At 42.0% G+C, this 25,543-nt stretch carries 19 protein-coding genes; 15 read left to right on the top strand and 4 right to left on the bottom strand.

Annotated elements, in window-relative coordinates; all coding sequences use genetic code 11:
- Nucleotides 1-172 precede the first annotated feature (172 nt).
- From FAY33_RS15555 to wecB, 9 genes are read left to right on the top strand one after another with little or no spacing between them, the layout of a single operon-like run.
- A complete protein-coding gene (locus FAY33_RS15555; protein ID WP_143322152.1) occupies nt 173-1,138 on the top strand; it encodes a glycosyltransferase family 2 protein in 966 nt (321 codons plus the stop codon).
- Nucleotides 1,125-2,663, top strand: coding sequence for a hypothetical protein (locus FAY33_RS15550; protein WP_143322151.1), 1,539 nt, complete (start codon nt 1,125-1,127; stop codon nt 2,661-2,663). The genes FAY33_RS15555 and FAY33_RS15550 overlap by 14 nt, the downstream gene beginning before the upstream one ends.
- Nucleotides 2,664-2,678: 15 nt before the next feature.
- Entirely contained in the window at nt 2,679-3,542 is an 864-nt protein-coding gene (locus FAY33_RS15545) for a diguanylate cyclase (RefSeq protein WP_143322150.1), read from the top strand.
- Complete coding sequence (locus FAY33_RS15540) at nt 3,532-5,130, top strand: DUF2334 domain-containing protein (protein WP_143322149.1); 1,599 nt, start codon at nt 3,532-3,534, stop codon at nt 5,128-5,130. Before FAY33_RS15545 ends, FAY33_RS15540 begins: the two co-directional genes overlap by 11 nt.
- Before the next feature lie 17 nt (nt 5,131-5,147).
- Nucleotides 5,148-6,458 carry a glycosyltransferase gene (locus FAY33_RS15535; protein WP_143322148.1) on the top strand — a complete coding sequence of 437 codons (1,311 nt, stop codon included), beginning with the start codon at nt 5,148-5,150 and terminating at the stop codon, nt 6,456-6,458.
- 58 nt (nt 6,459-6,516) lie between these two features.
- The gene (locus FAY33_RS15530) at nt 6,517-8,595 is read left to right on the top strand and encodes a cellulose biosynthesis cyclic di-GMP-binding regulatory protein BcsB (RefSeq protein WP_207706030.1); all 2,079 of its coding nucleotides are present in this window, start codon (nt 6,517-6,519) and stop codon (nt 8,593-8,595) included.
- 8 nt (nt 8,596-8,603) lie between these two features.
- A complete protein-coding gene (locus FAY33_RS15525; protein WP_143322146.1) occupies nt 8,604-10,499 on the top strand; it encodes a hypothetical protein in 1,896 nt (631 codons plus the stop codon).
- Entirely contained in the window at nt 10,496-12,100 is a 1,605-nt protein-coding gene (locus FAY33_RS15520; protein ID WP_143322145.1) for a TlpA disulfide reductase family protein, read from the top strand. Before FAY33_RS15525 ends, FAY33_RS15520 begins: the two co-directional genes overlap by 4 nt.
- A 17-nt stretch (nt 12,101-12,117) precedes the next feature.
- On the top strand, nt 12,118-13,209 hold the full coding sequence (wecB, locus tag FAY33_RS15515) for a UDP-N-acetylglucosamine 2-epimerase (non-hydrolyzing) (RefSeq protein ID WP_143322144.1): 1,092 nt from the start codon (nt 12,118-12,120) through the stop codon (nt 13,207-13,209).
- A 4-nt stretch (nt 13,210-13,213) separates the two neighbouring features.
- Here the strand turns inward: wecB and FAY33_RS15510 are convergent, their stop codons facing one another.
- The 4 genes from FAY33_RS15510 to FAY33_RS15495 form a co-directional block, all read right to left on the bottom strand.
- Nucleotides 13,214-14,401 carry an MBL fold metallo-hydrolase gene (locus tag FAY33_RS15510; protein ID WP_143322143.1) on the bottom strand — a complete coding sequence of 396 codons (1,188 nt, stop codon included), beginning with the start codon at nt 14,399-14,401 and terminating at the stop codon, nt 13,214-13,216.
- Nucleotides 14,402-14,555: 154 nt separating this feature from the next.
- Nucleotides 14,556-15,245, bottom strand: coding sequence for a Crp/Fnr family transcriptional regulator (locus FAY33_RS15505; RefSeq protein WP_185967659.1), 690 nt, complete (start codon nt 15,243-15,245; stop codon nt 14,556-14,558).
- Nucleotides 15,246-15,279: 34 nt separating this feature from the next.
- Nucleotides 15,280-17,124 carry a sensor histidine kinase gene (locus FAY33_RS15500; RefSeq protein ID WP_143322141.1) on the bottom strand — a complete coding sequence of 615 codons (1,845 nt, stop codon included), beginning with the start codon at nt 17,122-17,124 and terminating at the stop codon, nt 15,280-15,282.
- A complete protein-coding gene (locus tag FAY33_RS15495) occupies nt 17,121-17,864 on the bottom strand; it encodes a response regulator (protein ID WP_143322140.1) in 744 nt (247 codons plus the stop codon). Before FAY33_RS15495 ends, FAY33_RS15500 begins: the two co-directional genes overlap by 4 nt.
- Nucleotides 17,865-18,098: 234 nt before the next feature.
- Here FAY33_RS15495 and FAY33_RS15490 point away from each other — a divergent pair, with 234 nt between their 5' ends.
- The 6 genes from FAY33_RS15490 (at nt 18,099) to FAY33_RS15465 (ending at nt 25,456) form a co-directional block, all read left to right on the top strand.
- Nucleotides 18,099-19,460, top strand: coding sequence for an ABC transporter substrate-binding protein (locus FAY33_RS15490; RefSeq protein WP_243126787.1), 1,362 nt, complete (start codon nt 18,099-18,101; stop codon nt 19,458-19,460).
- 89 nt (nt 19,461-19,549) lie between these two features.
- Nucleotides 19,550-20,470: a sugar ABC transporter permease gene (locus FAY33_RS15485; protein WP_143322139.1), complete on the top strand. Its 921-nt coding sequence runs from the start codon at nt 19,550-19,552 to the stop codon at nt 20,468-20,470.
- A complete protein-coding gene (locus FAY33_RS15480; RefSeq protein ID WP_143322138.1) occupies nt 20,470-21,312 on the top strand; it encodes a carbohydrate ABC transporter permease in 843 nt (280 codons plus the stop codon). Before FAY33_RS15485 ends, FAY33_RS15480 begins: the two co-directional genes overlap by 1 nt.
- A complete protein-coding gene (locus FAY33_RS15475; RefSeq protein WP_143322137.1) occupies nt 21,312-23,162 on the top strand; it encodes a DUF2264 domain-containing protein in 1,851 nt (616 codons plus the stop codon). The genes FAY33_RS15480 and FAY33_RS15475 overlap by 1 nt, the downstream gene beginning before the upstream one ends.
- A gap of 17 nt (nt 23,163-23,179) precedes the next feature.
- On the top strand, nt 23,180-24,307 hold the full coding sequence (locus FAY33_RS15470) for a glycoside hydrolase family 88 protein (RefSeq protein WP_143322136.1): 1,128 nt from the start codon (nt 23,180-23,182) through the stop codon (nt 24,305-24,307).
- Nucleotides 24,308-24,337: 30 nt separating this feature from the next.
- Entirely contained in the window at nt 24,338-25,456 is a 1,119-nt protein-coding gene (locus FAY33_RS15465; RefSeq protein WP_143322135.1) for a glycoside hydrolase family 88 protein, read from the top strand.
- The last annotated feature ends 87 nt before the right edge of the window (nt 25,457-25,543 follow it).

Here is a 25,543-nt window from a genome sequence, read left to right as displayed (position 1 = left end):
TAAAATAGGGAATAAAAAAGTCACGGACTCGATAGAGGAATTTTCTTTATTGAGCCGTGGCTTTTTTGCAAATAACGATGTTTTGTATCATATTTGCATTTCCAGGTAAAATAATACAAGTATGATAATTTCACAAAATCCATTGATGCTGGTGGAAAGAGAAGGGATGCGGATGAAAAGGCTTTGTATTGTTGTACCCTGTTATAACGAAGAGGAGGCGCTGGCTTATACCAATGTAGAATTAATGGGGGTTTTACGAAAACTCATTAAAAAGAAAGCGATAGAGGAAGACAGTTTTATTCTTTATGTGGACGATGGAAGCCGTGACCGGACCTGGAATCTGATTGAGGTGTACCGCAGGCAATCCCAAAATGTGTTTGGGTTAAAGCTTTCCAGGAATATGGGACACCAGAATGCCCTTACGGCAGGGCTTCTTACTGCAAAAAATTATGCGGATGTGGTCATATCCATTGATGCGGATCTGCAGGATGATACTTCTGTGATTGAAGAGATGATTGATAAATCAAAACAGGGGTATGATATTGTATATGGAGTGAGAAATAAAAGGGATACGGATACCATGTTTAAACGAGTGTCTGCACTTTGGTTTTACCGGCTCATGCAGGCGATGAAGATTGAGATTGTTTACAATCATGCAGATTACCGGCTGATGACCAGGCGTGCAGTGGAAGCATTTTCCCAATATGCGGAGAGAAATCTTTTTATAAGAGGGATTATTCCTTTGCTTGGTTACCGTTCTGCCATTGTAACGTATGACAGAAAATCCAGGGTAGCAGGAGAATCAAAATATCCCTTAAAGAAAATGCTTTCCATGGCTTTTGAGGGCATCACATCATTTAGCATTCAACCCATCCGAATGATTACGGGGCTTGGTGCTGCGATTGTATGTTGCAGTATTTTGGCGGCTGTATATGCACTCTGTTCTTATCTGACGGGAAAAGTGGTTGCGGGCTGGACTTCCATTATTTTGTCCATCTGGTTTCTGGGAGGTGTACAGCTTTTGTCTGTAGGGCTGATTGGAGCCTATGTTGGAAAGATATATATAGAAGTGAAGCATCGTCCCAGGTACAACATTGAAGTAAATCATCTGATGGAGATGTCTCATGAAAAATCGTGAAAAGTTAAAAACAGCCGGACTTTTTGGTCGTTTGTTCAAACTCCCTGGTGCAATCCGGGCTTTTATAAGAAGAGTAAATCTGAGAATGGAAGGTAAATATTCTCCTTTTCTTCTGGCAACGGCGGTAACGGCTGTTACGGGTTTGCTTGCCTGTATTATTTTATTTTCCCCCAATTATCTGGGAGTGGCTTTAGACGGTTCCACGGATGAAGCCATGCACGCGGCAGGTATCTATTATATCCAGAAAGAACCGGAGGAACGATATAACAATTACTTTATAAAGACTTATTCCACAGTTCCATCAGGGGAGGATCTGCCTGGCAGAATAAGAAACAGTCAGGAAGCCGTAATCCGGCTTGCCAGAGCAGTCGATGATCTTTTTACCAGGGATAATTATTTTGATATCCGGTTTTTGGGAGGTATTTATCTTCTTTGTTATCTTCCGGCAGTATTTCTTGTAGTCTGGCAGGTGTGCCAGAGAGTAAAACGGTTTTCAGAAGGATTGCTGATTGCAGCAGCAGGGCTTTTTATATTTTCAGACGTTGGTTATATTACCTATTTTAATTCCTTTTATCCAGAAGCGGTGTGGCTCGTTGCCATGCTATACTGCGTGGGTGCCTCCATGACCTTTCAGAAAAAACGGAGCTTAAGCAAAGATTTATTGAGCCTGTTGTTATTTCTTTCCTTTGCCGGAATTCTTACTGTTTCCAGATGGCAGTGTGCAGTTCTTGGATTTTTATTTGCGTTTTATGCAATCCGTCTGATATTTGTTAGAAATAATTTTCTATGGGGAACTGCCTGTCTGGGAACTGCATTCATTCTAAGCAGCCTTGCAGTTTTATGCCTGTTTCTGGTACCTGATGATTTTAGTGAAACCAGCAGATTTCATGCAATGACAAGAGGAGTCTTATTTGGATCCTCCAATCCGGAAAAGACACTTCATGAGTTTGGAATTGATCCGTCCTATGAGCTTTTAACAGATGCTTCCGCTTATGATTATCTGCCTTTCGTAAAAGCAGGGGATCAATCGTTGTATCATGGATTTATGGATCAGTTTACCACATCTGATATCGGATTTTATTATCTGCGTCATCCGGCAAGTCTGGTGCAGATGATTGATGTTTCCATTGGTGCTGGAATGGAAATACGAAGAAGTACCTGTGGAAATTATGAAAGATCAGCAGGTCTGCCGCCAAAGGCAAAAAGTATCTTCTGGTCCGGGTGGAGCACGTTTAAAATGACTTCCGCACCTAGAACCATTGGTTATGTGCTGATTCTTATAATTGCAATATTCTTCTTATTTTACAAAGGATATTCTATTCGTCCGAGAGAAGACTGGAGAAATACGGTATTTTTAGACATGCTGATTTTAGTTTTTGGAGTTTTTATATCCCAGTCTGTGGTTGTCATCATTGGAAGCGGGGATGTGGAGATGGTGCAGCGTATGTTTCTTGGAGGTCTGTCTTTGGATGTTATGACGTACTGTGTTTTTGCCCAGTTACAGCATAAGATAAAGATTGTTTAGAGAGGAGACAAAACAATGGCAGGTAAAAAGTCTTTTGGCTATCTGTTTCAGGATCTGGGGCTTGTGTTTTTGCTCGCCTGTTTGTTTGCAGGTGCCATAACGGTAAGTGATACACCAGCGCTCATACGATTAGAAGCTGTAATTATGCTGCTTGCAATGTTTGCAGCCCTCCTATTTGCTGGATTTAAACTGTTTGGCATTGCCTGTGTACTGGCAGGGCTTGAGGTTACAGTTTATACGGCTTACCGCCTATATCTCTTTTTATCCTTTGATATAGAGATTCCTCTTTTGTCTTTTGTATGGGTCTTTCTTCCCATTGCATCGGTTGCCGCCATGTATCTGTTTGTCTACGGCAATCACAGACTGGAGCTGGAGAATGATGTATTAAGGGAACAGGTGGAGGAACTGGTCATGGTAAATCCCCTGACGAAACTATATAACCTTAGAAGTCTGTACTATGATCTTCATGTCCAGGCATCTTATGTGGAAAGAAACAAACTTCCTCTATCCTTGATGATCATTGCATTTAAATATGAGGCGGAACTGAAACGTATTTTATCCAGAAATAATTATGAACAGGTGATTCAAAGGCTGGCACAGATTGCGGTGGATACGGTGCGGGTAGAAGATAAAACTTATTCCATTGATGACAAAGGTGGTCTGGCAATTATTATGACCTGTGATAAGGCTGGAAGTGATGTTGTAAAAGGCAGATTGCAGAACCGGATTCGGGAAAAGGATGCTTTTTTGGGCATAACCAATGATGCGATTAAAGTTGAAGTGAAGATTGCCAGTCTGGAATATAAGAAGGAAGAACATGGAGAGAATATGATGATGTTTAAGCAGATGGCAGAAGAGGAGCTTCAATATGATGTTTAGAAGAACTCTGTTTGCAATACTGCTTATACTGGGGTTGGAATTGGGGATTGTGTCACAAGCATGGGCACTGGAGGCCGGAGAGCCGGCACCGGAAGATGTGCTGCTGATCTACAGTGACGGTTCCGGGGAGAAGGTTCTTTCTCAGGTTCATATTCTTGTGGAGATTCTTACTTACCAGAATATGAAAGTAAGCTATGGAACTGCGTCTGAGTGTAGGAACTCCATGAAGGATTTTTCTTATATTATCTGTTATGATCTGACCACATATCCCAAAGACTTTATGGAGACAATGAAACAATATGAGGCAGGAGCGGCAGGCGGCACCAGATATCAGCCTCATGTGTTATTTGTTGGTAATCTGTTTTTAAAAGCGTACTTTGATGAGACCGAAAGGTCTGACGAATATGAAGTGCAGAATTTTTCTACTGGTAAGCTTAGCGATAGCTTTGATGGGCTGTCTGTTAAAGAGGGGCTTGTAAAGGAACCCTGTTATCTGTTTTTAAAAGGGGCACAGAGACAAAGTGGAAGTCTTATTGTTAATGAAAGAGAGAAATATGTCTTCGGTGAACTGGGAGTGATTGCCCATATTCCGGTTACACAGCTTTCTGATCGTCTGATTAAGGCTGTATTCATGAAAGAACTGGCTCAATGGAAATGGCCCTACCGGGGAAATCCTCCCATATACCCCCAGTATCTTCTTATTGACCGCGTATACCCTTATGAAGACCCGGAACGGCTTCTTGAAGTGGTGAAAATTTTTACAAGAAAAAAGATACCCTTTGCCATATCGGTCATGCCTTTGTATGTGCATGGAGAGTATCCCGCCATGACCCGTTTTTGTGAGATCCTTCGTTACGCCCAGGCAAATGGTGGGGCAGTCATCATTCATGTACCCAATAACCAGATGAGCCCCTTTGATAAGACGCTGATGCTTCAATATCTTTCTCAGGCGATGGAGGTATACAAAAAACAGGACATCTATCCGCTGGCACTTCAAGTGCCCCGCAACTGGATGTTTAACCGGGATGCCATTGAAGTCATGAGTCATTTTAAAACCATTGTTACCTATGATGGAGAGGATTCCTACCTGGAGCCTTCTGAAATGAATACCAATGAAGTGTATCGGGACGGGCATCAATGGATTGGCAGTGGTGCAGAACTTGATGATTCTGGAGTGAGCAGCACCTCTTCCTACTCCACTGCCGTTAGAATCAACCTTCATTCAGATGAGAAAGAGATTCTAAAAGCAATCAGTGCAAGCCGCAGCTCCCCCATTCCCTTAAAAAGTCTGTGGGATATGGAGCACAGTTTCTGGACAGAAAAAGATCTGATGCAATACGATGGGCAGAGCCTTATGCTTAATGGAAAGAAAAAGGATTTAAGTTATGTTCCCAGCACGTTTCCCGAAACCTATGATTACCACCGGAATATGCTGGAGCGGTTTTCCAGAGATTTAAGTTCCCAAAACCGGACTTTGATTCTTCTCGTTGGAATTACTTCTGTTTTATTTGTAATCTTTATTGCGCTTGCCAGATACAGGAACCGGAAAAATTATTTCTTTCAAAATCAGGGAGAGGAAAAACCGTAAAGAGAAGGGAAGGTCTTATGTCAATTGTCGATGTTCTGGCATTGTATTCCATCTTTGTCATATGGGGGCTGATGTTTTTAAACATTCTGCTTTCCATTGGCGGATTTATCTACATTATGAGAATGTACCGCACAGACGGACATAAGCCAGTAAAAGAGTATCCCATGGTAACGGTTATGGTTCCGGCTCACAATGAAGGAATTGTTATAAAAAAGACAATGAAAGCCCTGTTACAATTCGATTATCCAGCAGACCGCTATGAGGTGATTGTGGTTAATGATAATTCCACCGATGATTCTGCTCAGATTCTTAAAAAGATTCAGGAGAACAATCCAGATTATAAGGTGATTGTGATTAATACAGATCATAAAACCGGGGGAAAGGGAAAGTCCAATGCGTTAAATATTGCATTATCTGTGGCGTCGGGAACAGTAATTGCAGTTTATGATGCAGATAATACTCCGGAACCACAGGCACTGAAAATTCTGGTGGAAAATCTGATTGGTGATGAAAAACTAGGGGCTGTTATAGGTAAATTTCGGACAAGAAACAAATATGCCTCTCTTTTGACCCGTTTTGTAAACATAGAAACGCTGGCTTACCAGTGTATGAATCAGGCGGGAAGGTTTTTCTTCTTTCGGTTATGCACCATTCCCGGAACAAACTATGTAATAAGAAGGGAATTGATTGACCGGATGGGGGGCTGGGATGTCAATGCGCTTGCGGAGGACACAGAAATCAGTTTCCGTTTATACCGGATGGGATATTATATTCAGTTTATTCCTCAGGCAGTTACCTGGGAGCAGGAACCACAGGTTTTAAAACAGTGGTTTAAACAGCGGACCCGATGGGTGAAGGGAAATCTATATGTGTTAAGAAGTAATTTTAAATATGCCTTTGATAAAAAAGCGGGGAGAATGAGGCTGGATGTGATCTACTATGCCATGGTATATCTGTTGATGTTTTCTTCCCTTATCTGTTCCGACTTAATCTTTTTTATGGGGATTTTAGGGTTCTGGCATGTGACCTTAGGCGGTTTTTCTTCCCTTTTATGGGAGATGGCAATTCTATTGTTTGTTTTAAATGTGGCAATTACCTTATCTGTGGAGAGAAATGAATTTAATTTCAGCAATCTTCTGCTTACCTTTTTTATGCTGTTTACTTATGCAAAACTGTGGGTTCTGGTGGTTTTAAACGGTGTGATAAAAGGTGTGGAGGACACCATCTATGGCAGGAAAGTAATCTGGGACAAGACAGAACGGTTTGAGGAAACACAGTCCAGAACAAAAGAGAGATCATACCGCCGCGGGCGGAGAAATAGAGGTTGATAAAATGAGGAAAAAGACGGTTATATATCTGATGCTGTTCCTTTTCTTGATAGGAGGAATGCCAGGAAGTGCATATGGAGATAATCAGGAACCGGGTATGTCAACGGAGGAAGTTCCTGGAGAAGCAACCTATACTCAGGACGAATTCTTTGCTCCGAAGACATTAAAGGGAATCTATGCTTCTGAGGAGCTGTTTTTTAATGTTCAGGATTACTGGGATGTGAAATATGTGTATGCACAGATTCAGTATGAAGTCAGCCAGCTTCTGGAAGGAACCTTATCTTCCATGACGGTTTCCATAAATGATGTTCCTTTAAATTCTTATAAACTGGAGTATCAAGAGGGAAACTCACAGGTTCTTGATGTTCAGATTCCAGTGGAACAGATCCGGACAGGTTTTAATTCCGTTACCATATCTGCCTATGCCAGACTTTTTGATGAACAGGGCTGTGTGGATCAGGATTCTGATGCAAACTGGCTTAGAATTGATGAAACCTCTCATGTTCGTTGTGGGTACGAGCGCAAAGATCCCCAACATCAGATTTCGTATTTTCCGTATCCCTTTGTATCAACTGATAACTCCGATGGGCATGGTCTTGCCCTTGCAGTATCCGATCAGGCAGCAGAAGGAGAGATTGGCGCTGCCATGAATTTAATGGCTTATTTAAGCGGAAGTACAAGGGAGAACAATGAAATCCAGGTCTGCCTTTTATCCGATCTTTTAAACCTCAATCCAGACAGAACCATTCTCATCTCTGATTATGACAACCTTCCTCAGCAGTACAGAACTTTGGTACCGGATATCCCGGAGGGGGCGGAGTATGCCGCTGTAACATATACGGACGATGCCTGGGGGAATCCGTTATTGATTGTAACATCAAGAGAAGATTCAAGCCTATTAGAGGCTGCTGATATGTTAATGGATGAAAACAGAACCATGCAGGAGAATGGGTCTTATGCAGTGGTGGAAAAGGGAAGCTCTCAGTTGTCAGCAGAGGGAGCCGGGCAGGATGAACGGACCGCAGGGAATTATACATTTGAAGATATTATGGGGGGAGGAATGAAATTCTCAGGTCCCTTTCATCAGGAAAGTTATCTGTATCTTCCCGTATCGGGAGACTATGTTCTTTCAGAAGGCGGAAAGATTGCTTTGAAGTTCCGTTATAGTGAGAATCTTGATTTTACCCGATCCCTTATAACCGTATCCTGGGGTGATATTCCAATTGCCAGCAAACGGCTGAACCAGGAAAGTGCTTCTGGCGATGAACTGAACTTTGAGATTCCAGGTGATGTGTCAAAGACGCCTGCCAGCAGTATTAAAATTGCTTTTGACTTAGAGATTGCAGATCTGATCTGCACTCCAAGACAAAATGAGATGCCCTGGGCTTATGTATCAAAGGATTCCAGTGTGTTTCTGCCTGTGGATTCCCAACTGCTTCTGTCTTTTCATATAAAATCCTCTCCGTTTCGCAGGGAAGGAAGATTTCATGATGTAATGTTTGTGGTTTCTGATGCGCCTTCTACCAGGGAACTGAATCTATTGGGGCAGATGGCTGCCATGTATGGCACTGGAATAAAACCTTATGGAACGGTTGCAGTAAAAAAGGCGGGGGAGTTTGATCCTGATGAGGGGGATTATAACATCATGACAGCAGGAACTTTTAAAACCAACCAGTTTCTTTCTGAAATAAACGGAAATCTCAGCTTTTCCTATGCCCCCGATGGACTTGGGTTTGAAAGTAACCGCCAGTTAATTCTGTCCGGGGATTATGCAAAGACCATCGGAATTCTCCAATTATTAAAATCCCCTTATGCCAGGAACCGGGGGATGCTTGCAGCCACAGGAATCAGTGAAGAAAGTCTTCTAAATGTGGAAAAGTTCTTAAGAAGCAGCCAGACCCGTGGAAAACTGACAAAGGACTGCGTGATAATTACACCTGATTCCAGTTTTTCTGCATTCCAGTTTATTCATTCCTCAGAGGTAAAACAGGAACCTGGCCCAGTGGAGAAATTTATTCAAAATAAACGGTCCGCCATATTTACTGTGGTTGCAACCTCTGCAATGCTTCTGATGCTGGTTTCAGTTATTATTATTTTGCTGAGGCTTCGCATGTATCAGAAAAGAGATGGGGAGTAGAGAAAAGAATGAGACAAGATAAAAACCTGTTCTATCAATTTTCCGTGGCACTGTCAGTCATGGCTTTTGGCTATATTCTCATTGTGGGCGTCTCCAGTGGTGGTGGAAGCCAGAGTTATCCCTATGAGATGAAAGGATTTCTGATTCTGCTGTTCTTTCTGGTGTGGACAGGAACTCATTTCCTTGCGCTGCTGCTTGCCCGTTTGGGAGCAAGGTTTAAGACCGGAGAAAAAAAGGGTTTTTTAACCGGGATTGAGGTTATTTATGTGGTAGTCATACTTAGTATGGCATTTGCTGCCCGCTATGCAGTGATTACCCGCATTCCCATGGAGCCGGCATCGGATTATAAGACTTATTATGAGATTGCAAGGTTGTTAAAAGAAGGAACTCTTCAGGAAAAGGGGGAAGGATATTGTAATTATATTGCAATGTTTCCTCACATCATTGGGTACTGTTATATTTTAAAACATGTATTTGTCATGTTTGGCACCAGTGTTTTTCATGGTCAGCTTGCCAATGTGTTTTTTTCCGTTGGTACTGTATTTTTACTTTACCGGATAGGAAGAAAGCTGGGAGGGAGATTATCCGGAGCCATTGTCCTTACGGCGGCGGCATTCTGGCCTTCTCAGATTTTGTATGTGAACATGCTGGCGGCGGAATATTCTTTTTCTTTCTTCTTTTATCTTTCCCTGCTTCTTTTCCTTCACCTTGTCATGGATTATAAAGCGGTATCAAAGCATGCGGCGTTCTGTCTGCTTCTTCATATATTTTTAGGCTGTCTTCTTGCTGTTACATCCGCCATCCGCCCTATGGCATTGATTCTTCTCATTGCAATGGTCATCTGTGTTGTTCCTCAGAATATGAAACTTCCCAATATACCAAAGACCAGCCTTTCTGTCTGGGTACAGCTCATAGGCAAAGGCTGGATCAGGGGACTTTTGATTGTTGTCTCCTATTTCATTCTTTCCAGCATTCTTACCACCAATATTGAACTGACCATCAACCAGTCTGTGCCTTCTATGAGTGAATCTTCCGGGTACAACCTGTTGGTGGGGTTAAATGTGGATTCAGCCGGGGGCTGGAATGAAGAGGACTCTAAATTTTTATATGAGAATTTAGAACGGACCGGGTCACCTGTAGAAGCTCAGAGGGCCTGTCGGGAAAAGGCAGTAAACCGGCTTTCTTCTGACTTAATGGAAAACTTTAAACTGTTTGTGAAGAAATACGAATTGCTGTGGGGAAATGATGATTATGGAACAACCTGGAATCTCTCTTTTTTAAAAGAGCAGGGGCACTTGACCCCTTCCAGGGCAGACTTTCTTTCGTCCATGCAGACCGGGAATCATATGGTATATATGGTAACCATACTGTTCTCCTTTATGACCCTGATTTATTTACTGTATCGGAGATTTTCTTATCTTTATCTGCCCGTTCTTATCTTTCTGGGAACGGCTGCCATACATGTGCTGGTAGAAAGTCAGAACCGATATCATTATCATGTGCTTCCTGCTTTTATGATCATTGCTTCTGTGGGAGTGGGTTATATATTTGAAAATGCCAGAGGGTTTGTAAGGTCCAACGAAATCCAGAAAGAGGAAAAGAAAAAGCAGCGAATCAAAGAAGAAGAGTTGTTAAGGCAGTTTGAGGAGGAAGAACATCAGGCAATTAAAACCCGCTATAAAACCATGACCAATTCCTTTGATATGGATTCTGCCATTCAGAATGGAAATGTAACTGTGACTGTTTCTGAGAAATACAAAAAAGAGGAATATCAGGAGTTATTAGAAAAAATTGAACAGCTGGAGCGTGAAAATAAAGCGTTAATGGATCAGGTAGGAGCTTTGATTGAAGAATTAGAGAAAATAAAAAGAGGAAATTCCGGGAAAGGAGACAAGAAATCATGAGAACAAAAATACCTCTGACTGGAATGGAAAAAGTATTATGGACCATTCTTTGTTGTTTGATGGTTATTGTAATGACAGGCGGAGGTCTTCTGGCAGTATATTCTGTAAAAGAGGAGAGAGAACCAGAGCAGATTGTAAAGGAGACTTCCACATCTCTTGATGATATTACTGCCTCCCTTCCAGATCAATGCAATTTAAACCAGAAGATACCGGAATTTTTTCTGGAGGATGAGAATGGAACAGAAGTGTCTGTCCGGTCTTTTGAAGGGAAACCGACGGTTCTGACCTTCTGGGCAAGCTGGTGTGGAGACTGCCAGAAAGAGCTTCCTTTGACGGAGCAGTTTATGGAGCGGGCAGATCATTATGGGGAGGTCAATTTTATTCTGATTAACCGTCTGGATGAGAAAAAGGAAACAAAGGAAAAAGCCCGCCAGTATCTGTCCGGTCAGAATATCCCGTTAACAACCTATTATGACAATGGCTTAGCCGCATATAAAAGGCTGGGACTGCACAGCATCCCCACAACCATATTTCTGGATGAGCGGGGAGTGATTCGGGCATGGAGTTCCAAAACCATTACAGAGGTGTCCGTGTTTGAGGGCTTGTTAAAGGATGCCATTGAAGGAAGCGGTAAGGTGACTGGTGATTTTGTAATCGGCGGTATGATGGATGAAAACGGAGGAATTCATTCTGTCTATGATCTTTCAAGAGAAAAAATGAGGGAAAGTGACGTTCTAAGTGAATCCCAGGGTGCCATGCTTGAATATGCCCTGCTTAAAAAGGACAGACCGCTTTTTGACCAGATTTTCCATTATATTGATTCCTATATGAATTCCCAGGGGCTTACGGCATGGAAGGTGACCGGGGGGAAGCCGGCACACACCAACTCTCTGTTGGATGATCTGCGGATTATTGATGCTTTAATGGAAGCGGATAAGATATGGGGCGGATATAACCGTGACCTTAATCGTTATATTGCTTCTCTATCCAGATACGGGGTAAAGAAAGGGCTTTATGTTGACTTCTATGATAACCGTTATAAACAGTATGCCAGACGATTTACTCTTTGTTATGGGGACCTTAAGACAATGGCTGTACTGGCGGAGAAAAATCAGGAATTAAGAAAGCCTTATGAGAATGCCAGAAAGCTGCTGACAGAGGGAAAGATCAGCACTGCATTTCCCTTATATTACAGTTGGTATAATCTTAAAACCAGTCAATATGAACCCGATGATTTAAACACAGCAGAGGCAATGGTTACTCTTCTTCATCTGGCAGAGGCGGACCTTCTGAAAGAGGATACGGTCGCCTGGTTGAAGGACCAGATGGACAGGGAGGGACTGAAAGCACGATATAGCGTGGAGGGAAAGGTGGTGGAAGGGTATAATTATGATTCCACGGCTGTTTATGCCCTTGCTGCCATGATTGGTGAGAAAACAGGGGATCAGGATCTGATGGGAAAAGCATTAAAGAAGATGGAAAAAATGAGGATAGTAAATATGGATTATGCCTACCATGGGGCATTTGGCAGGAAGGATGGAACAGGAATTATGTCTTTTGACCAGATTATGGCAATGCTGGCTTATGAATACACCAATTAATCAGAGAGGTACTGTATATGAAACATATCATGATCATATTTGGAACAAGACCGGAAGCCATCAAGATGTGTCCTCTTGTAAAGGAGCTTAAAGGGCGGGAGCACGTACAGGTGAAGGTCTGTGTTACCGGACAGCACAAAACCATGCTGGATCAGGTGCTGAACGTATTTGAAGTCAAACCGGATTATAATCTTTCTATTATGAAAGAGAATCAGACGTTATTCGAAATCACTGCCAGTATATTGCAGTCCATTCGCAGAGTTCTTGAAACGGAGCGGCCGGATCTGGTGCTGGTTCACGGAGATACCACCACCACATTTGCTTCGGCACTGGCAAGCTTTTATCTTCATATTCCAGTTGGACATGTGGAAGCAGGATTAAGAACGTATTGTATGGATTCTCCTTTTCCTGAAGAGTTCAACAGGCAGGCAGTCAGCCTGATCGCCAGATACCATTTTGCCCCAACTGAGCAGGCAAAACAGAATCTTCTGCAAGAGGGGAAATCTTCTGAGTTCATCTTTGTAACCGGAAATACAGCCATTGACGCATTAAATACAACGGTACGCAGGGACTACAGTCATGAACAGCTACAGTGGGCAGCAGGCAGCAGGCTGATTCTTTTGACTGCCCACAGAAGAGAAAACATGGGAATTCCAATGACTCATATGTTTCGTGCGGTCAGAAGAATCATAGAGGAATATCCAGATGTAAAAGTCATCTACCCCGTTCATTTAAATCCTCAGATCAGAAAAACGGCACAACTGTTTTTGGGAGAAGAAGAAAGAATTCATCTGATTGAACCTCTTGATGTCCTTGATTTTCATAACTTTATGGCAAGGTCTTATCTGGTTCTGACTGACAGCGGAGGAATTCAGGAGGAAGCTCCAAGCCTTGGAAAACCGGTACTTGTAATGCGGGATACAACAGAGCGCCCAGAAGGAGTAACGGCGGGGACTCTTCTCCTGGTGGGGACCAAAGAGGAGAAGATCCATCAGGCAGTTAAGACGCTGCTGGATGAAGGAGAGGTATACAAAAAGATGAGCAGAGCCAGCAATCCTTACGGAGATGGCTCTGCTTGCAGAAAAATCGCAGATATTCTTTTGAATTGAAGATTTATTCACAAAGGGCTTTTGCAATATCCTTTGCCTGATCAAAATCGTCTTCCCGTGGGTTCCAGAGACATTTGATTTCCGGGTCGACTACGGAGAATCCAGCACCGCTAAGCCGCTCTCTAAGAACTTTTGTGCCTTCCCCACTCCAGCCGTAGCAGCCAAAGACAGCCGCTTTTTTCTCTTTAAATCGAAGCTCTTTTAAAAATTCCAGCCAGCCCCCTACGGAGGAAAGAATGTTTCCGCCAACGGTTGGGGAACCGAGGGCAATCGCTTTTGACCGGAATACTTCTGTCATAATATCATTTTTGTCTGATTTGGAGATATTATAGATTCTCACACGGGTCTGAGGAGCAATCTGCGCAATCTCAGCGCTGATTTTATGGGCAAGCTGTTTGGTTCCATCCCACATGGTATCGTAGACAATGGTGATCTGGTCTTCTTTATAGTTCTGGGACCACTCATAGTATTTTTCTACGATCTGCATGGGATTATCTCTCCAGATACAGCCATGACTGGTTGCTATTATATCAATGGGAAGGTTTAACGCCTGGATTTCTTCCACCTTCTTTTTCACAAGAACAGAAAATGGATTTAAGATATTCGCATAATATTTCTGAGCTTCTTCCCACAGGCGGCACTGATCTGCCTTGTCATTAAACAGCTCTTCCACAGCAAAATGCTGTCCAAAGGCATCGTTGGAGAAAAGAATATTATCTCCTGTCAGATAGGTAGCCATGCTGTCTGGCCAGTGAAGCATTTTCATTTCCACAAATACAAGCTTTTTGCCGTTTCCAATATCCACAGAATCTCCGGTTTTAACCACCTGATAGTTCCATTCCGGATGGTGATACTGTCCAGTTAAGGATTTCACGCCGTTTTCTGTGCAATAGATGGGAGTTCCAGGAATCTTTTCCATCAATGCAGGAAGAGAGCCGCTGTGATCAATCTCACCATGGTTTGCTACAATAAAGTCGATTTTCTTTAAATCAATCTCTTTTTCAAGGTTGTCAATAAATTCAGTGGAGTGGGGTTTCCACACCGTATCAATCAGAACGGTCTTTTCCTCCTGTATGAGATAAGCGTTCTGGCTGGAACCGTGATTGATGGAGTAATCTGCACCGTGAAAGGATTCCAGCTCCCAGTCAATAATACCTACCCAGTTTACATTGTTCTTTACAAGTTTTTTCATCTTAAAGTCCTCCTTCATATTAAAAAAACAACTGTGAGTTTTCTGTAGATATATATTTCTCTCTCTTAGCGTCAACCGCTTTTGTAAACCTAGTATAACCCGTTAACAGAAAGAAAAATGTGATTTGAATCATTATTTTAAAGTTTCTTTTTATTTACCGGCTATTTTCAAAAAGATCCCGCAGAATATCTTTGTTCTGAATCCGAACCTTTTTATTCCCTTCCAGCATAATGGCGCCTTCTTTTTGCAGCTCTCCCAGCTTCCGGCTGATGGTTTCTCTCCGGATGTTGATGTATGCTGCGATATCTTCTCTGGTCAGTTCAATGGTGGAAAGGCTGGTACGGTTGCTTCTATATAAGATAAAACCTGCAATTCTTGCTTTGGCATCGTTGACGGATAATAACTGAACCAGCTCATTGGCAAGGGAAAGCTTATGACCAATAACGTTAAGAAGTTTAATTCCCACCTCCGGTCGTTTTAAAATCAGTTCCTGAATGTCTTTTACAGAAATCAGACAGACACCGCTTTCTCCCATGGATACCGCATTTGCTTCCAGTAAATTGCCTCCAAACAGGTTCTGCTCTCCGTAGAAATCCCCTTCATCCAGAATATCAAGAACAGATTCTTTTCCTTCTAAAGAGTAACGGTTGATTTTGATTTTTCCATATCGGATGATCATAATTTTGTCCGCTGGGTCATGTTCATAAAAGATAGTATCCCCCTTTTGGTAATCCAGATGCTGTGCTTTTGCAATTAATTCTTTTTGTTCCTCACAGGAAAGGGATTCAAAGAGGGAGATTCGTGAAGTACATAGCTGACCGTGACAATTGCAGTGGTGAGCCATAGGTAAAACCTCCTTTTGCATGATGATTGATCGTTTAAGAATTATTCTGCCCTATGGAAGTCTGAATCAGCGGAATACGGAAGTAAACCAGTGTATACCTTCCATTGATGCTTTTCAGCCGCAGACCGCACTGGTTTCCATAGGCGAGTGTTAACCGGAGGTTGGTATTGGTCAGTCCGATGTGAGAGGAGGAAATTCCTGAATTCTTTGAAAGCTTTTCTTGCAGGTCTTTCAGTTGATCAGAAGGAATTCCAATCCCGTTATCCAGAATATAAAACAGTATGGATCGTTTCAGACGTTTTACTCCCACATAGATCATGCCCTTTCCCTTTTTTTCCTTAATTCCATGATAGATGGCATTCTCTACAATGGGCTGGAGAATCATTTTTTTAATGGGATAGAGATTACTGGTCTCATCAATGCGGGAAATGATCTCAAATTGATCCTGATACCTGGTTTTCATAATGGTTAAATAAGTCTTTAAATAGTTTAGTTCTTCCCGTATCATAACGTTTTCCTGAGGATCGCTTAAAGAATAGCGCATGACGGAGGAAAGGCTGGAAACCATGGTGCTGCACGAATTTTCCGAAGATGTCAGCCTTATGGACTCCCAGTAAATGGTGTTTAATGTATTATGAAGAAAGTGGGGATTGATCTGATGCTGCAAAGCCTGCATCTTTAAAATCTGAAGTTTGTAATCCCGCTCGGAAGCCTGAACCTTTAAGTATTTCTGTTCCAAAAACAACCGTATAATATTCAGCATAATGTATTCAAACGGATTTCCTGCTTTTGCAGGCATCTTCTCAAAATGCTGCTGGGAAGCGGAAGGATCACTGAATATATCAATTATACTGTTTAAATACCGGTATTCCTTATTAGTCTTATAAAAAGCCAGCATAAATGAGAGAAAAATACCGGAAAACATAAGAAGCATATAGGTGCCGGATAGATTTCTTGTAGTCTTATAGATCTCACTAGAGGGCGTAAACGTAATATAGGTCAGCCCGTTGGTTCGTTTGGAACTTAAATAGGCTGCTTTTTGACTCACACCCTCAAATTCCATGTCAAACAGGTGCTGTTCCTCTCTGGCAGCCAGTTTGTGATAAACGGATTTCAGCTCTTTTGCAGAATCCGGAGACTTCTGATTGGTGTAGAGAATATTTCCCTCAGGGTCCATGAAGTATACGGTCTGGCTGGTGTACTGCAGCAGAGTCTGAAAGTATTGTTCCATACGGTTTAAATTATATTCAAAAGCAATCATACCCACTGGTTTTTTAGCAAAACGGGTATAAAGTCTCTGGTAGATGATCAGCGAGTCAATGGTGCCTTTGGAACGAATTGCCTTTTTATGACTGATCTCCATCCAGAAATCCCGGTTGCCGGAAGCCTGATAGGTATCAACAAAAAGTTGTTCTTCTGGAGAAGAAATTGTCTGAATTGCTCCTTTTTGAGGAAGATAAATCCGATTATTACCATTATCAAAATACACATAAATATTTTCGATATATGGATCTGTAAAAATCAGATTTTGAAAATATAGCGATAGATTTTCAATGTTTTTTAACGAATCTAAAGACAGAGCTTTTTCGTTAAATGCCTTCTTCATCTGAATGGTAACCCTTGGGTTGGAGGAGAAGAAGATATTTGCATTATCAATGTTCGAGTAAAGCAGATCCATGGTCTTCTCAAGCTGGTGAAGGGTCTGATAAGTGCTCTTTTCAATGGAGGTGGTATTTGCCTTAGAGGATTGAAAGATGCTGTAAGGTCCTACCATCATAATTGGAATCAGCAGGAGAAGGCAATTGGTCAACAGACTTTTGGTAAAAAACTTATACCTCACAGATAATCGTTTGCGTACGCCCTTTTTGGTCTGTTTCATGTTGGTTTCTCCATGTTCATCCGGTATTCCGAGGGCGTCATTCCGTAATAAGCCCGAAAAGCCCGTGTAAAGTTATTGGAGTTAATGTATCCAACCATGCTGCTGATATGATAGATCTTCACATCAGGGTCCTGTAGAAACAGAACTGCCTGTTTCATGCGCATTTTCACAAGATGATCGGAAAATGTCATGCTTGTTCTCTGTTTGATCAGCTGGCTTAAATAAGATGGATTTAAATAAAGGGACTCAGATAAATCAGAAAGAGACCCTTCCCTATAATGAGTTTTACAGTATTCCAGTACTTTTTTAATTGTTTCATCTCCGTTCTCTGTTTTCTCAGAAGCAGGCTGAATCTGGAATTTCACATCCAGTTCTTCCCGGATCAGACCAAATATTTCTTTTAATTCTGAGAAACTGGAAGGTTTCAGTGCATAATATCTCACCCCATACCGAAGCGCTTCCTGTGCGTACTTAAAATCATCATGTGCGCTTAAAAATACCACAAGCGGTTTTGTCCCTTTGAAAGAAGCAATGGATTTCGCCAGTCCGATGCCATCCATAACCGGCATACTGATGTCTGTAAAGATTACATGAACCACTTTCTCTTTCATTAGATCCAGTGCTTCTTTTCCGTTATCTGCCTGTCCACAGATCTGAAATCCTAAGTCTTCCCAGGGAAAACATGTGGCAAGCGTGTTTCTTGAATGAATCTCGTCATCCACTACCAATAATTGATACATATAATCCCCCTGCATTTCTTTCCCCATAGAATGTAGTTTCGTGTTCAGTATAACAAAGAAGAAAATTGAATGCAAGACAACCTACTATTCTATAAAATAAAGATAGTCTGGAAAAATAAAGATAGAATTTTATGATATCTACAGCCAATGGCAGATCAGTTTCAAATTTAGGAATCTATGGTAAGATAATGCAAGAACAAACAAGCACTAACTATTTCAGTAATGAGGAGGATTATGATGAAAAAGAAATGGAGTGGGGTATTTTCACTGATTACAGCGGCGGCACTTGCTTTTTCTCTGACCGGATGTAATTCATCCAGCCAGAAGGAAGAAACAACAAGTGCTCAGACAGAGGCAGAGTCATCAAAGGCTGGAAGCGCAGACAACGGGGAACAGGTTACATTAAGATTTGCATGGTGGGGCGGTGATTCCAGACATGAAGCAACGTTAAAGGCAATTGAATTATATGAAAGCAAAAACCCCAACGTAAAAATTGAGGGTGAATATCAGGGATATGATGGTTATTATGAAAAGATGATGACCACATTATCGAGCGGAACGGCTCCGGACCTCTTCCAGTTTTCCAGAGACTGGATCGGTGATGTGCAGAATGCAAAGCATTACATTGCAGACCTTTCCAAACTTCCGGTAGACTTAACAACCTTAAAGAAGGATACCATTGAAAAATCTGGAATGTACGATGGTGAACCAGTGATGTTCCCTTGTACGGTTGGAGGACAGGTTCTTTATATTAATACAGAATTTGCTTCCCGTTTCGGCATTGACAGCACAAAGCAGTATACCTGGGATGAGATTAAAAAACTGGGTGAAAGCATACATGCACAGGATTCAGAGTCTTACTTAATGACTGCAGATATTGACGTATTGAACCGTCTGATTGTACTGGCATATATTGCACAGCAGACAGGAGACAGCCTGGTAAACGAGGATACTTATGAGCTGAATTTTACAGAGGAGCAGATGGCAGGTTCCCTTCAGAACATATTGGATCTGTATAAGACAAATACCTTAGAACCATTTGGTGAAGCGGCAGTCTTTGTAGGTCAGATGGATCAGAACAACAAATGGGTGAATGGAAAGGTTGGAATGCTTCTTGACAATACCGGTTCCAGTCCTAAATATGAATCTTCCACATCCAGTGACATTGATGTTATGAAGATTCCGGTTATTGAAAATGCTGTGTCAAGCGGTGTTGATTTCTCCAGTAATATGGGGCTTTGCATTAATGACAACTCAAAGAATAAAGAAGAAACTGCAAAATTCTTAAACTTCCTGCAAAATGATCCGGAAGCGATTGAGATCTTACAGACAACAAGAGGCTATTGTCCCACTGAAATAGCAGAAAAGACTCTGGAAGAAAAAGGTCTGTTAAATATGACCCAGAAAAAGGCAGTTGCTCTTTGCCAGCCTGATTCTTATAACATCAACACAATCAGTGCCAACACAGAACTGGAAACCATCCGAAAAGATGTAATCCAGGAAGTTATCTACGGAGATCTCACTCCGCAAGAGGGAGCCAAATATATTGTTGACCAGTATACAGAGGTACTTTCCTCATTGAAATCAGAGAAGTAACTGGCAGCAGGAACGAAATAAAGGGATACTGGATTCTGCCTGAACAGACATGTGGAAGGCCGGTATTCCTTTTTTGATGGAGGAAATACATGAAAAATCAATATGCAGCAAGTGCGGGTGTAAGAAAATACCCCAAAAACTGGAAATGGGGACTGGTTTTTATCTTCCCATGGTTAATTGGATTTGCGCTTCTTCAGGCTTATCCCCTGTTAATGTCGCTCTATTATTCATTCACAGATTTTTCTATATTAAGTGATGGAAAATGGGTAGGATTAAAAAATTATGTTAACTTGTTTAATAAGGACAAATATTTCTGGAAGTCCTTTTTCATTACGATAAAATATTCCCTGCTGTCTGTTCCCATGAAGCTGATCATGGCACTGGCAATTGCAATGGTTTTAAATATGAAATTAAAAGGAATTAACTTTTTCCGTACTGTTTATTATCTTCCTTCCATTATGGGAGGCAGTGTGGCAATCTCCATTCTCTGGAAGTTCATGTTTATGAAAGAAGGTATGGTAAATAAAGCACTGGCTGTCATTGGAATTCCATCCGTAGACTGGCTTGGCAATCCTAAGATTGCGCTTGTTTCCATCAGCCTTCTGGTTGTCTGGCAGTTTGGTTCTTCCATGGTATTGTTTCTGGCAGGATTAAAAAATGTTCCAACAGAACTTTACGAAGCCGCTTCTGTAGACGGAGCCAGCAAATGGAGACAGTTCTGGAAGATTACACTTCCTATGATCACTCCGATTGTGTTCTTTAACCTGATGATGCAGATTATCCATGCCCTTCAGGAATTTACTTCTGCCTTTATTATTACCAATGGAGGCCCCAACCATGGAACTTATTTAATGGGAGTAAAAATCTATGAAGACGCATTTCAGAATTTAAAAATGGGATATGCTTCTGCGGCATCCTGGATTTTATTTTTAACAATTCTGGCAGTTACCATGGTTGTGTTCAAGTCTTCGGATGCATGGGTATTTTATAATGACGGAGGAACAGACTGATGAAAATGAGAGATAGAAAAAATTTAGCTGCATACGGCATCCTGATCTTTATCGGTATTTTTATGATTTATCCGTTAATCTGGCTGTTCTTTGCAACGTTTAAAGAAAACCAGGAACTGTTTGGAAAGATGGACCTGTTTCCAAAGCATTTTTCCTTTGATCCCTTTAAAAAGGGCTGGAGAGGAAGCGGACAGTTTACTTATACCAGTTTTTATTTAAATACGTTTAAGCTTGTTATTCCCACGGTAGTATTTACTGTTTTATCAACGGGAATTGTTGCTTACGGTTTTGCAAGATTCCGTTTTCCGGGAAAGAAACTGTTTTTTCTGTTGATGATTTCCACGTTGATGCTCCCCGATTCCGTGGTTATTATCCCAAGATATGTGGCATTTAATAAATTTGGCTGGGTGGATACTTATATGCCATTCTGGATGCCGGCGATTCTTGCCTGTTATCCATTCTTTATCTTTATGCAGATTCAGTTTCTCCGCGGAATTCCAAGAGAGCTGGATGAATCCGCATATATTGATGGCTGCAACCCATTCATGGTATTTGTTAAGGTACTGTTTCCGCTGATGAAACCGGCACTGTTTTCCGTAGTAATCTTCCAGACCCTTTGGAGATGGAATGATTACTTTAACAATCTGGTTTATATCAGCAGTGTGAAAAATTTCACATTATCTCTTGCCCTAAAGATGTCCATTGACGGTCAGGGATCATCCACTCCGTGGAATCAGGTACTGGCGATGTCATTTGTATCTATGATACCACCGATACTTCTTTATTTCTTTGCACAGAAATACTTTGTAGAAGGGATCACTTCAGGAGGTGTGAAAGGATAATGATGGCTGATTACAGTTTTCAAACAAGGGAAGATATGGCAAGGAGTCTGCTTACATTAATCAGACCTTTGAAAAAACATTACAGTCCGAAAAAGGCATATTTAAATATTGGAGCAACAGGAGTCCATTATGGCAGCAGAATTGCTGCCATGGAAGGCTTCGCAAGAATACTATGGGGGCTTGGTCCCCTTTTTTCCCAGTTATGCTCCTATGATGATGAGGAAATCCAAACAGAAGGAAAAGAGTGGAAAAACCTGATCTTACAGGGAATAATTGCAGGAACTGATCCAGAAGGGGACGAATACTGGGGAGACATGGAGGACTACGATCAGAGAATTGTAGAGGCAGCCGCCATTGTGGTTCTCTTTTTGTTAAACAGAGACATGTGGCACGGATTGAAAGAACAGGAGAAATTCAATCTCTATCAGTGGCTCAATCAGATGAATGGCTGTGAGATGCCAAAGAACAACTGGCGGTTCTTCCGGGTGCTTGCCAATGCTTTATTTGAACTTCTGGGCCTGCCTTCCTCTTCTGAGCGTTTTTCTGAGGACAAAAAACTCATTGAAGACTCCTATCTGGAACATGGCTGGTACGTGGATGGGGGCAAGGATAAGATGGATTATTATATCGCATTTGCCTTCCATTTTTATGGACAGATTTATGGGACTTTCATGAAAGAAAGAGATCCGGAGTGGGCAAAGGTATTGCAGAACAGGGCAGAGGCATTTGCAAAAGAGTTCTTATATTTCTTTGCCAATGACGGAAGCAGCATTCCTTTTGGAAGAAGCCTGATCTACCGGTTTGCCCAGGGCGCATTCTGGAGCGCTTTTGCGTTTTGCGGATCTTCCGGCACTGATACCAGTGTGGTGAAACAGATATTTGTAAACCATATGGAGGGCTGGTTTAAGAAACCAATCTTTGATCAGGCTGGAATCCTGACAATTGGCTACTCTTACCCCAATATGATCATGGCAGAACATTATAATGGTCCGGGTTCTCCTTACTGGTCTTTAAAAGCATTTCTTATTCTTGCCCTTCCAAAAGATCATGAATTCTGGAAGGCAGAAAAGAAAGAATTTCACTATGAAACTCATAAAAGGTTAAAAAGTCCTCATATGATTATCACTCATGGAGCTAATCACAGTGTCATGGCATACCCGGCTGGTCAGCATTGTCCTGGAAATCATGGTCATATTTCGGAAAAGTATGAGAAATTTGTCTACTCCAATCAGTTTGGTTTCAGCATATCCAGAGGTTATGAGTGCAACGATGGAGCATTTGACAATACCATTGCTTTTTCCCATGGAGGGGAAAACCGGTTTGTCATGATGCAGGGGTGTAAAAAGTTCCTGGTAGAAGAGGACTATTTAAAAACCGTCTATGAACCTGTTCGTGATGTTTGGGCAGAAAGTATTATTATTCCCTGTTCTCCATGGCATGTCAGAATTCATAAGATTACCTGTGAGGCAGAGATTGATATCATTGACGGGGGATTCAGCATTCAGGCAGAAAGCAGCACAGGTATAAAATACTCCCAGAGTCAGATAAGAACCAATCAATCATCTGCAGAAGCCAGATTACCATGGGGAATCTCTGCAATGGTAAGTCTGTCAGGCGGAGCACCGGAAGTAATCCAGTGCTTTCCAAATACCAACGTCATGCACTCCCTTACAGTCATGCCCCTGATTCGTCATCACCTAAAGGCGGGTAGCCATGTACTGGTAAGCTGTGTGTTTGGAGATGCTTCAAAAGAAGCGAGTACTTTTTATGAAGAACGTCCGGAAGTAGAAATAATTAAAAATGGAATTGTTGTGAAATATAAAGAAAAAGAAATCACAGTAAATGGATAAAATCAGGAGGAAGCGGGATGAGAGCGGAATATCAGGATTGGGCTGCAAAAGCAGAAGCCCGTATTATGGCAAAACTGAAAAAGGTGGCACAGCGCAGTCAGCATAAGATTCCCTATACGGCGGAAAACGGCATATTTGACGACTGTTCCGGAGAGAAAATCGGTTGGTGGACCAATGGATTTTTTGGAGGAATCATGTGGTTTTTATATGACCGGACCGGAGATCAGACCGGACTTGGCAATGCTCTGGAAATTGAAGAAAAACTGGATGAAAATTTTCTTCACTATGAATATATGGATCATGACAACGGATTTAAATGGCTTCCCACCGCAGTGGTGAATTATAAGGCAACTGGATCAAAACATGCCCTTAACCGGGCGCTTCTGGCGGCATCAAATCTGGCGGGAAGGTACAATTCGGCAGGACAGTTTTTTAGGGCCTGGAATGACCGGGGGGAGGAAGATCACAGGGGATATGCCATTATTGACTGTATGATGAACCTTCCTTTGCTTTACTGGGCATCAAATGAGACAAAGGACCCAAGATTTTATCAGATGGCAGTGAGCCATGCGGATACAGCCATGAGAAACTTTGTCAGAGAAGACGGGTCCGTTGCTCACATCGTAGAGTTTGATCCGGTAAATGGCGGTATGGTAAAAAGCCACAAGGGGCAGGGATATGCAGAAGGTTCTTCCTGGACCAGAGGACAGGGATGGGGCATCTATGGTTTCACCCTCAGTTATAAACACACTGGAAAAAAGGAGTATCTGGACACTGCCTGCCGTATTGCAGATTATTATGTGAACCATATTCCGGAAAGTGGATTAATTCCCATTGATTTCTGCCAGCCTAAGACCTGTACCTGGGAAGATTCCTCTGCAGCCGCACTTGCTGCATCCGGTCTTCTTGAACTGGCTGCCTGTCTGGAGGAAAAAGACAAAAATATCTATGAAGATGCAGCCCTTGATCTTTTAAAAACATTATCTGAAAAGAGATGCCAGTGGGGAGAAGATGTGGATTATTTTCTTGATAAATGCTCTGCTTCTTATAAAGAAGCAATTCACGAATATCCGATTATCTATGGCGATTTTTATTTCATAGAAGCAATTTTAAAAATCAATGGCCATGCCGTAGATATGTGGTAACTATTAAAATCAGCAGAATGGAGAAAAAACATGCAAAGACCAGACACCAGTGAAATCAGAACGAAGCTGGATCTTGTAGTTAATAAATTGCTGCATCTTGGCGAAACAGAAGCAGTTCTGGCAGAGGAAGACCGCAAAGAGTCTGTAGGATATTTTAAAAGAGACTTTGGAATCAAAGAATGGGACTGGCCCCAGGGCGTAGGGCTTTACGGTCTTGCAAAGATGGAGAAAATTGAGGAAAAAAAAGCTTACAATGATTTTTTGTATCAGTGGTATAAAGAAAACATAAAGGAAGGTCTTCCTTCTAAAAACATCAATACCACAACTCCCCTTCTGGCTCTTGCAGACTTAAATGAATCATGGAAAGACAAGGAGATGGAGGATCTCTGTCTTAGCTGGGCACAGTGGCTGATGAAATGCCTTCCAAGAACGGAAGAGGGCGGATTCCAGCATGTAACCAGTGCCAATGGGGACCGCCTGGGTGTCCGGTTAAATGAAAATGAGATGTGGATCGATACTCTGTTCATGACCGTATTATTCCTCACAAAAATGGGACTGAAATACAACAGACAGGACTGGATTGATGAATCATATCATCAGGTTCTCATGCACATTAAATACCTGTATGATAAGAAAACAGGACTGTTTTATCATGGCTGGACCTTCCAGGAGCGAAATAACTTTGGCGGAGTATTCTGGTGCCGGGGGAATAGCTGGTTTACAGCCGGAATCCTGGAATACATTGATTTATTCCAGGGAACCATGAATGTTGCAATCCGGCAGTTTGTGACAGATACTTATAAAGCCCAGGCAAAAGCTCTTATTCACTTACAGAGCAAAAGCGGTCTCTGGCACACGGTACTGGATGACCGGGACAGCTATGAAGAGGTGTCTGGCTCCGCAGCTATTGCAGCAGGAATCTTAAAAGGCATCAAGATGGGAATTCTCGATGATTCTTATCTGGAGTGTGCCAATAAAGCCATTGCCGGAATCCTTAACAACATTGATTCCGACGGAACGGTCCTCCATGTGTCTGGCGGAACAGGTATGGGATATAATAAGGATCATTATAAAAACATTCTGGTTGCGCCCATGGCATATGGACAGTCCCTGACGATTCTTGCGCTGTGCGAAGCCCTTACAAAATAACAGGCAAAACATAAAAGCCCTGCAGAGGAAGAAGTTACTCACCTTTGCAGGGCTCTTTCAGGAAAAACGGGAATGGCATTGCATAAA

It is taken from the genome of Clostridium sp. HBUAS56010, from assembly GCF_007115105.1.
In the GTDB taxonomy this organism is placed as follows: domain Bacteria; phylum Bacillota; class Clostridia; order Lachnospirales; family Lachnospiraceae; genus Lacrimispora.
Note: the sequence above shows the minus strand (reverse complement) of the source record. Positions and strands in the feature narration are given on the sequence as shown.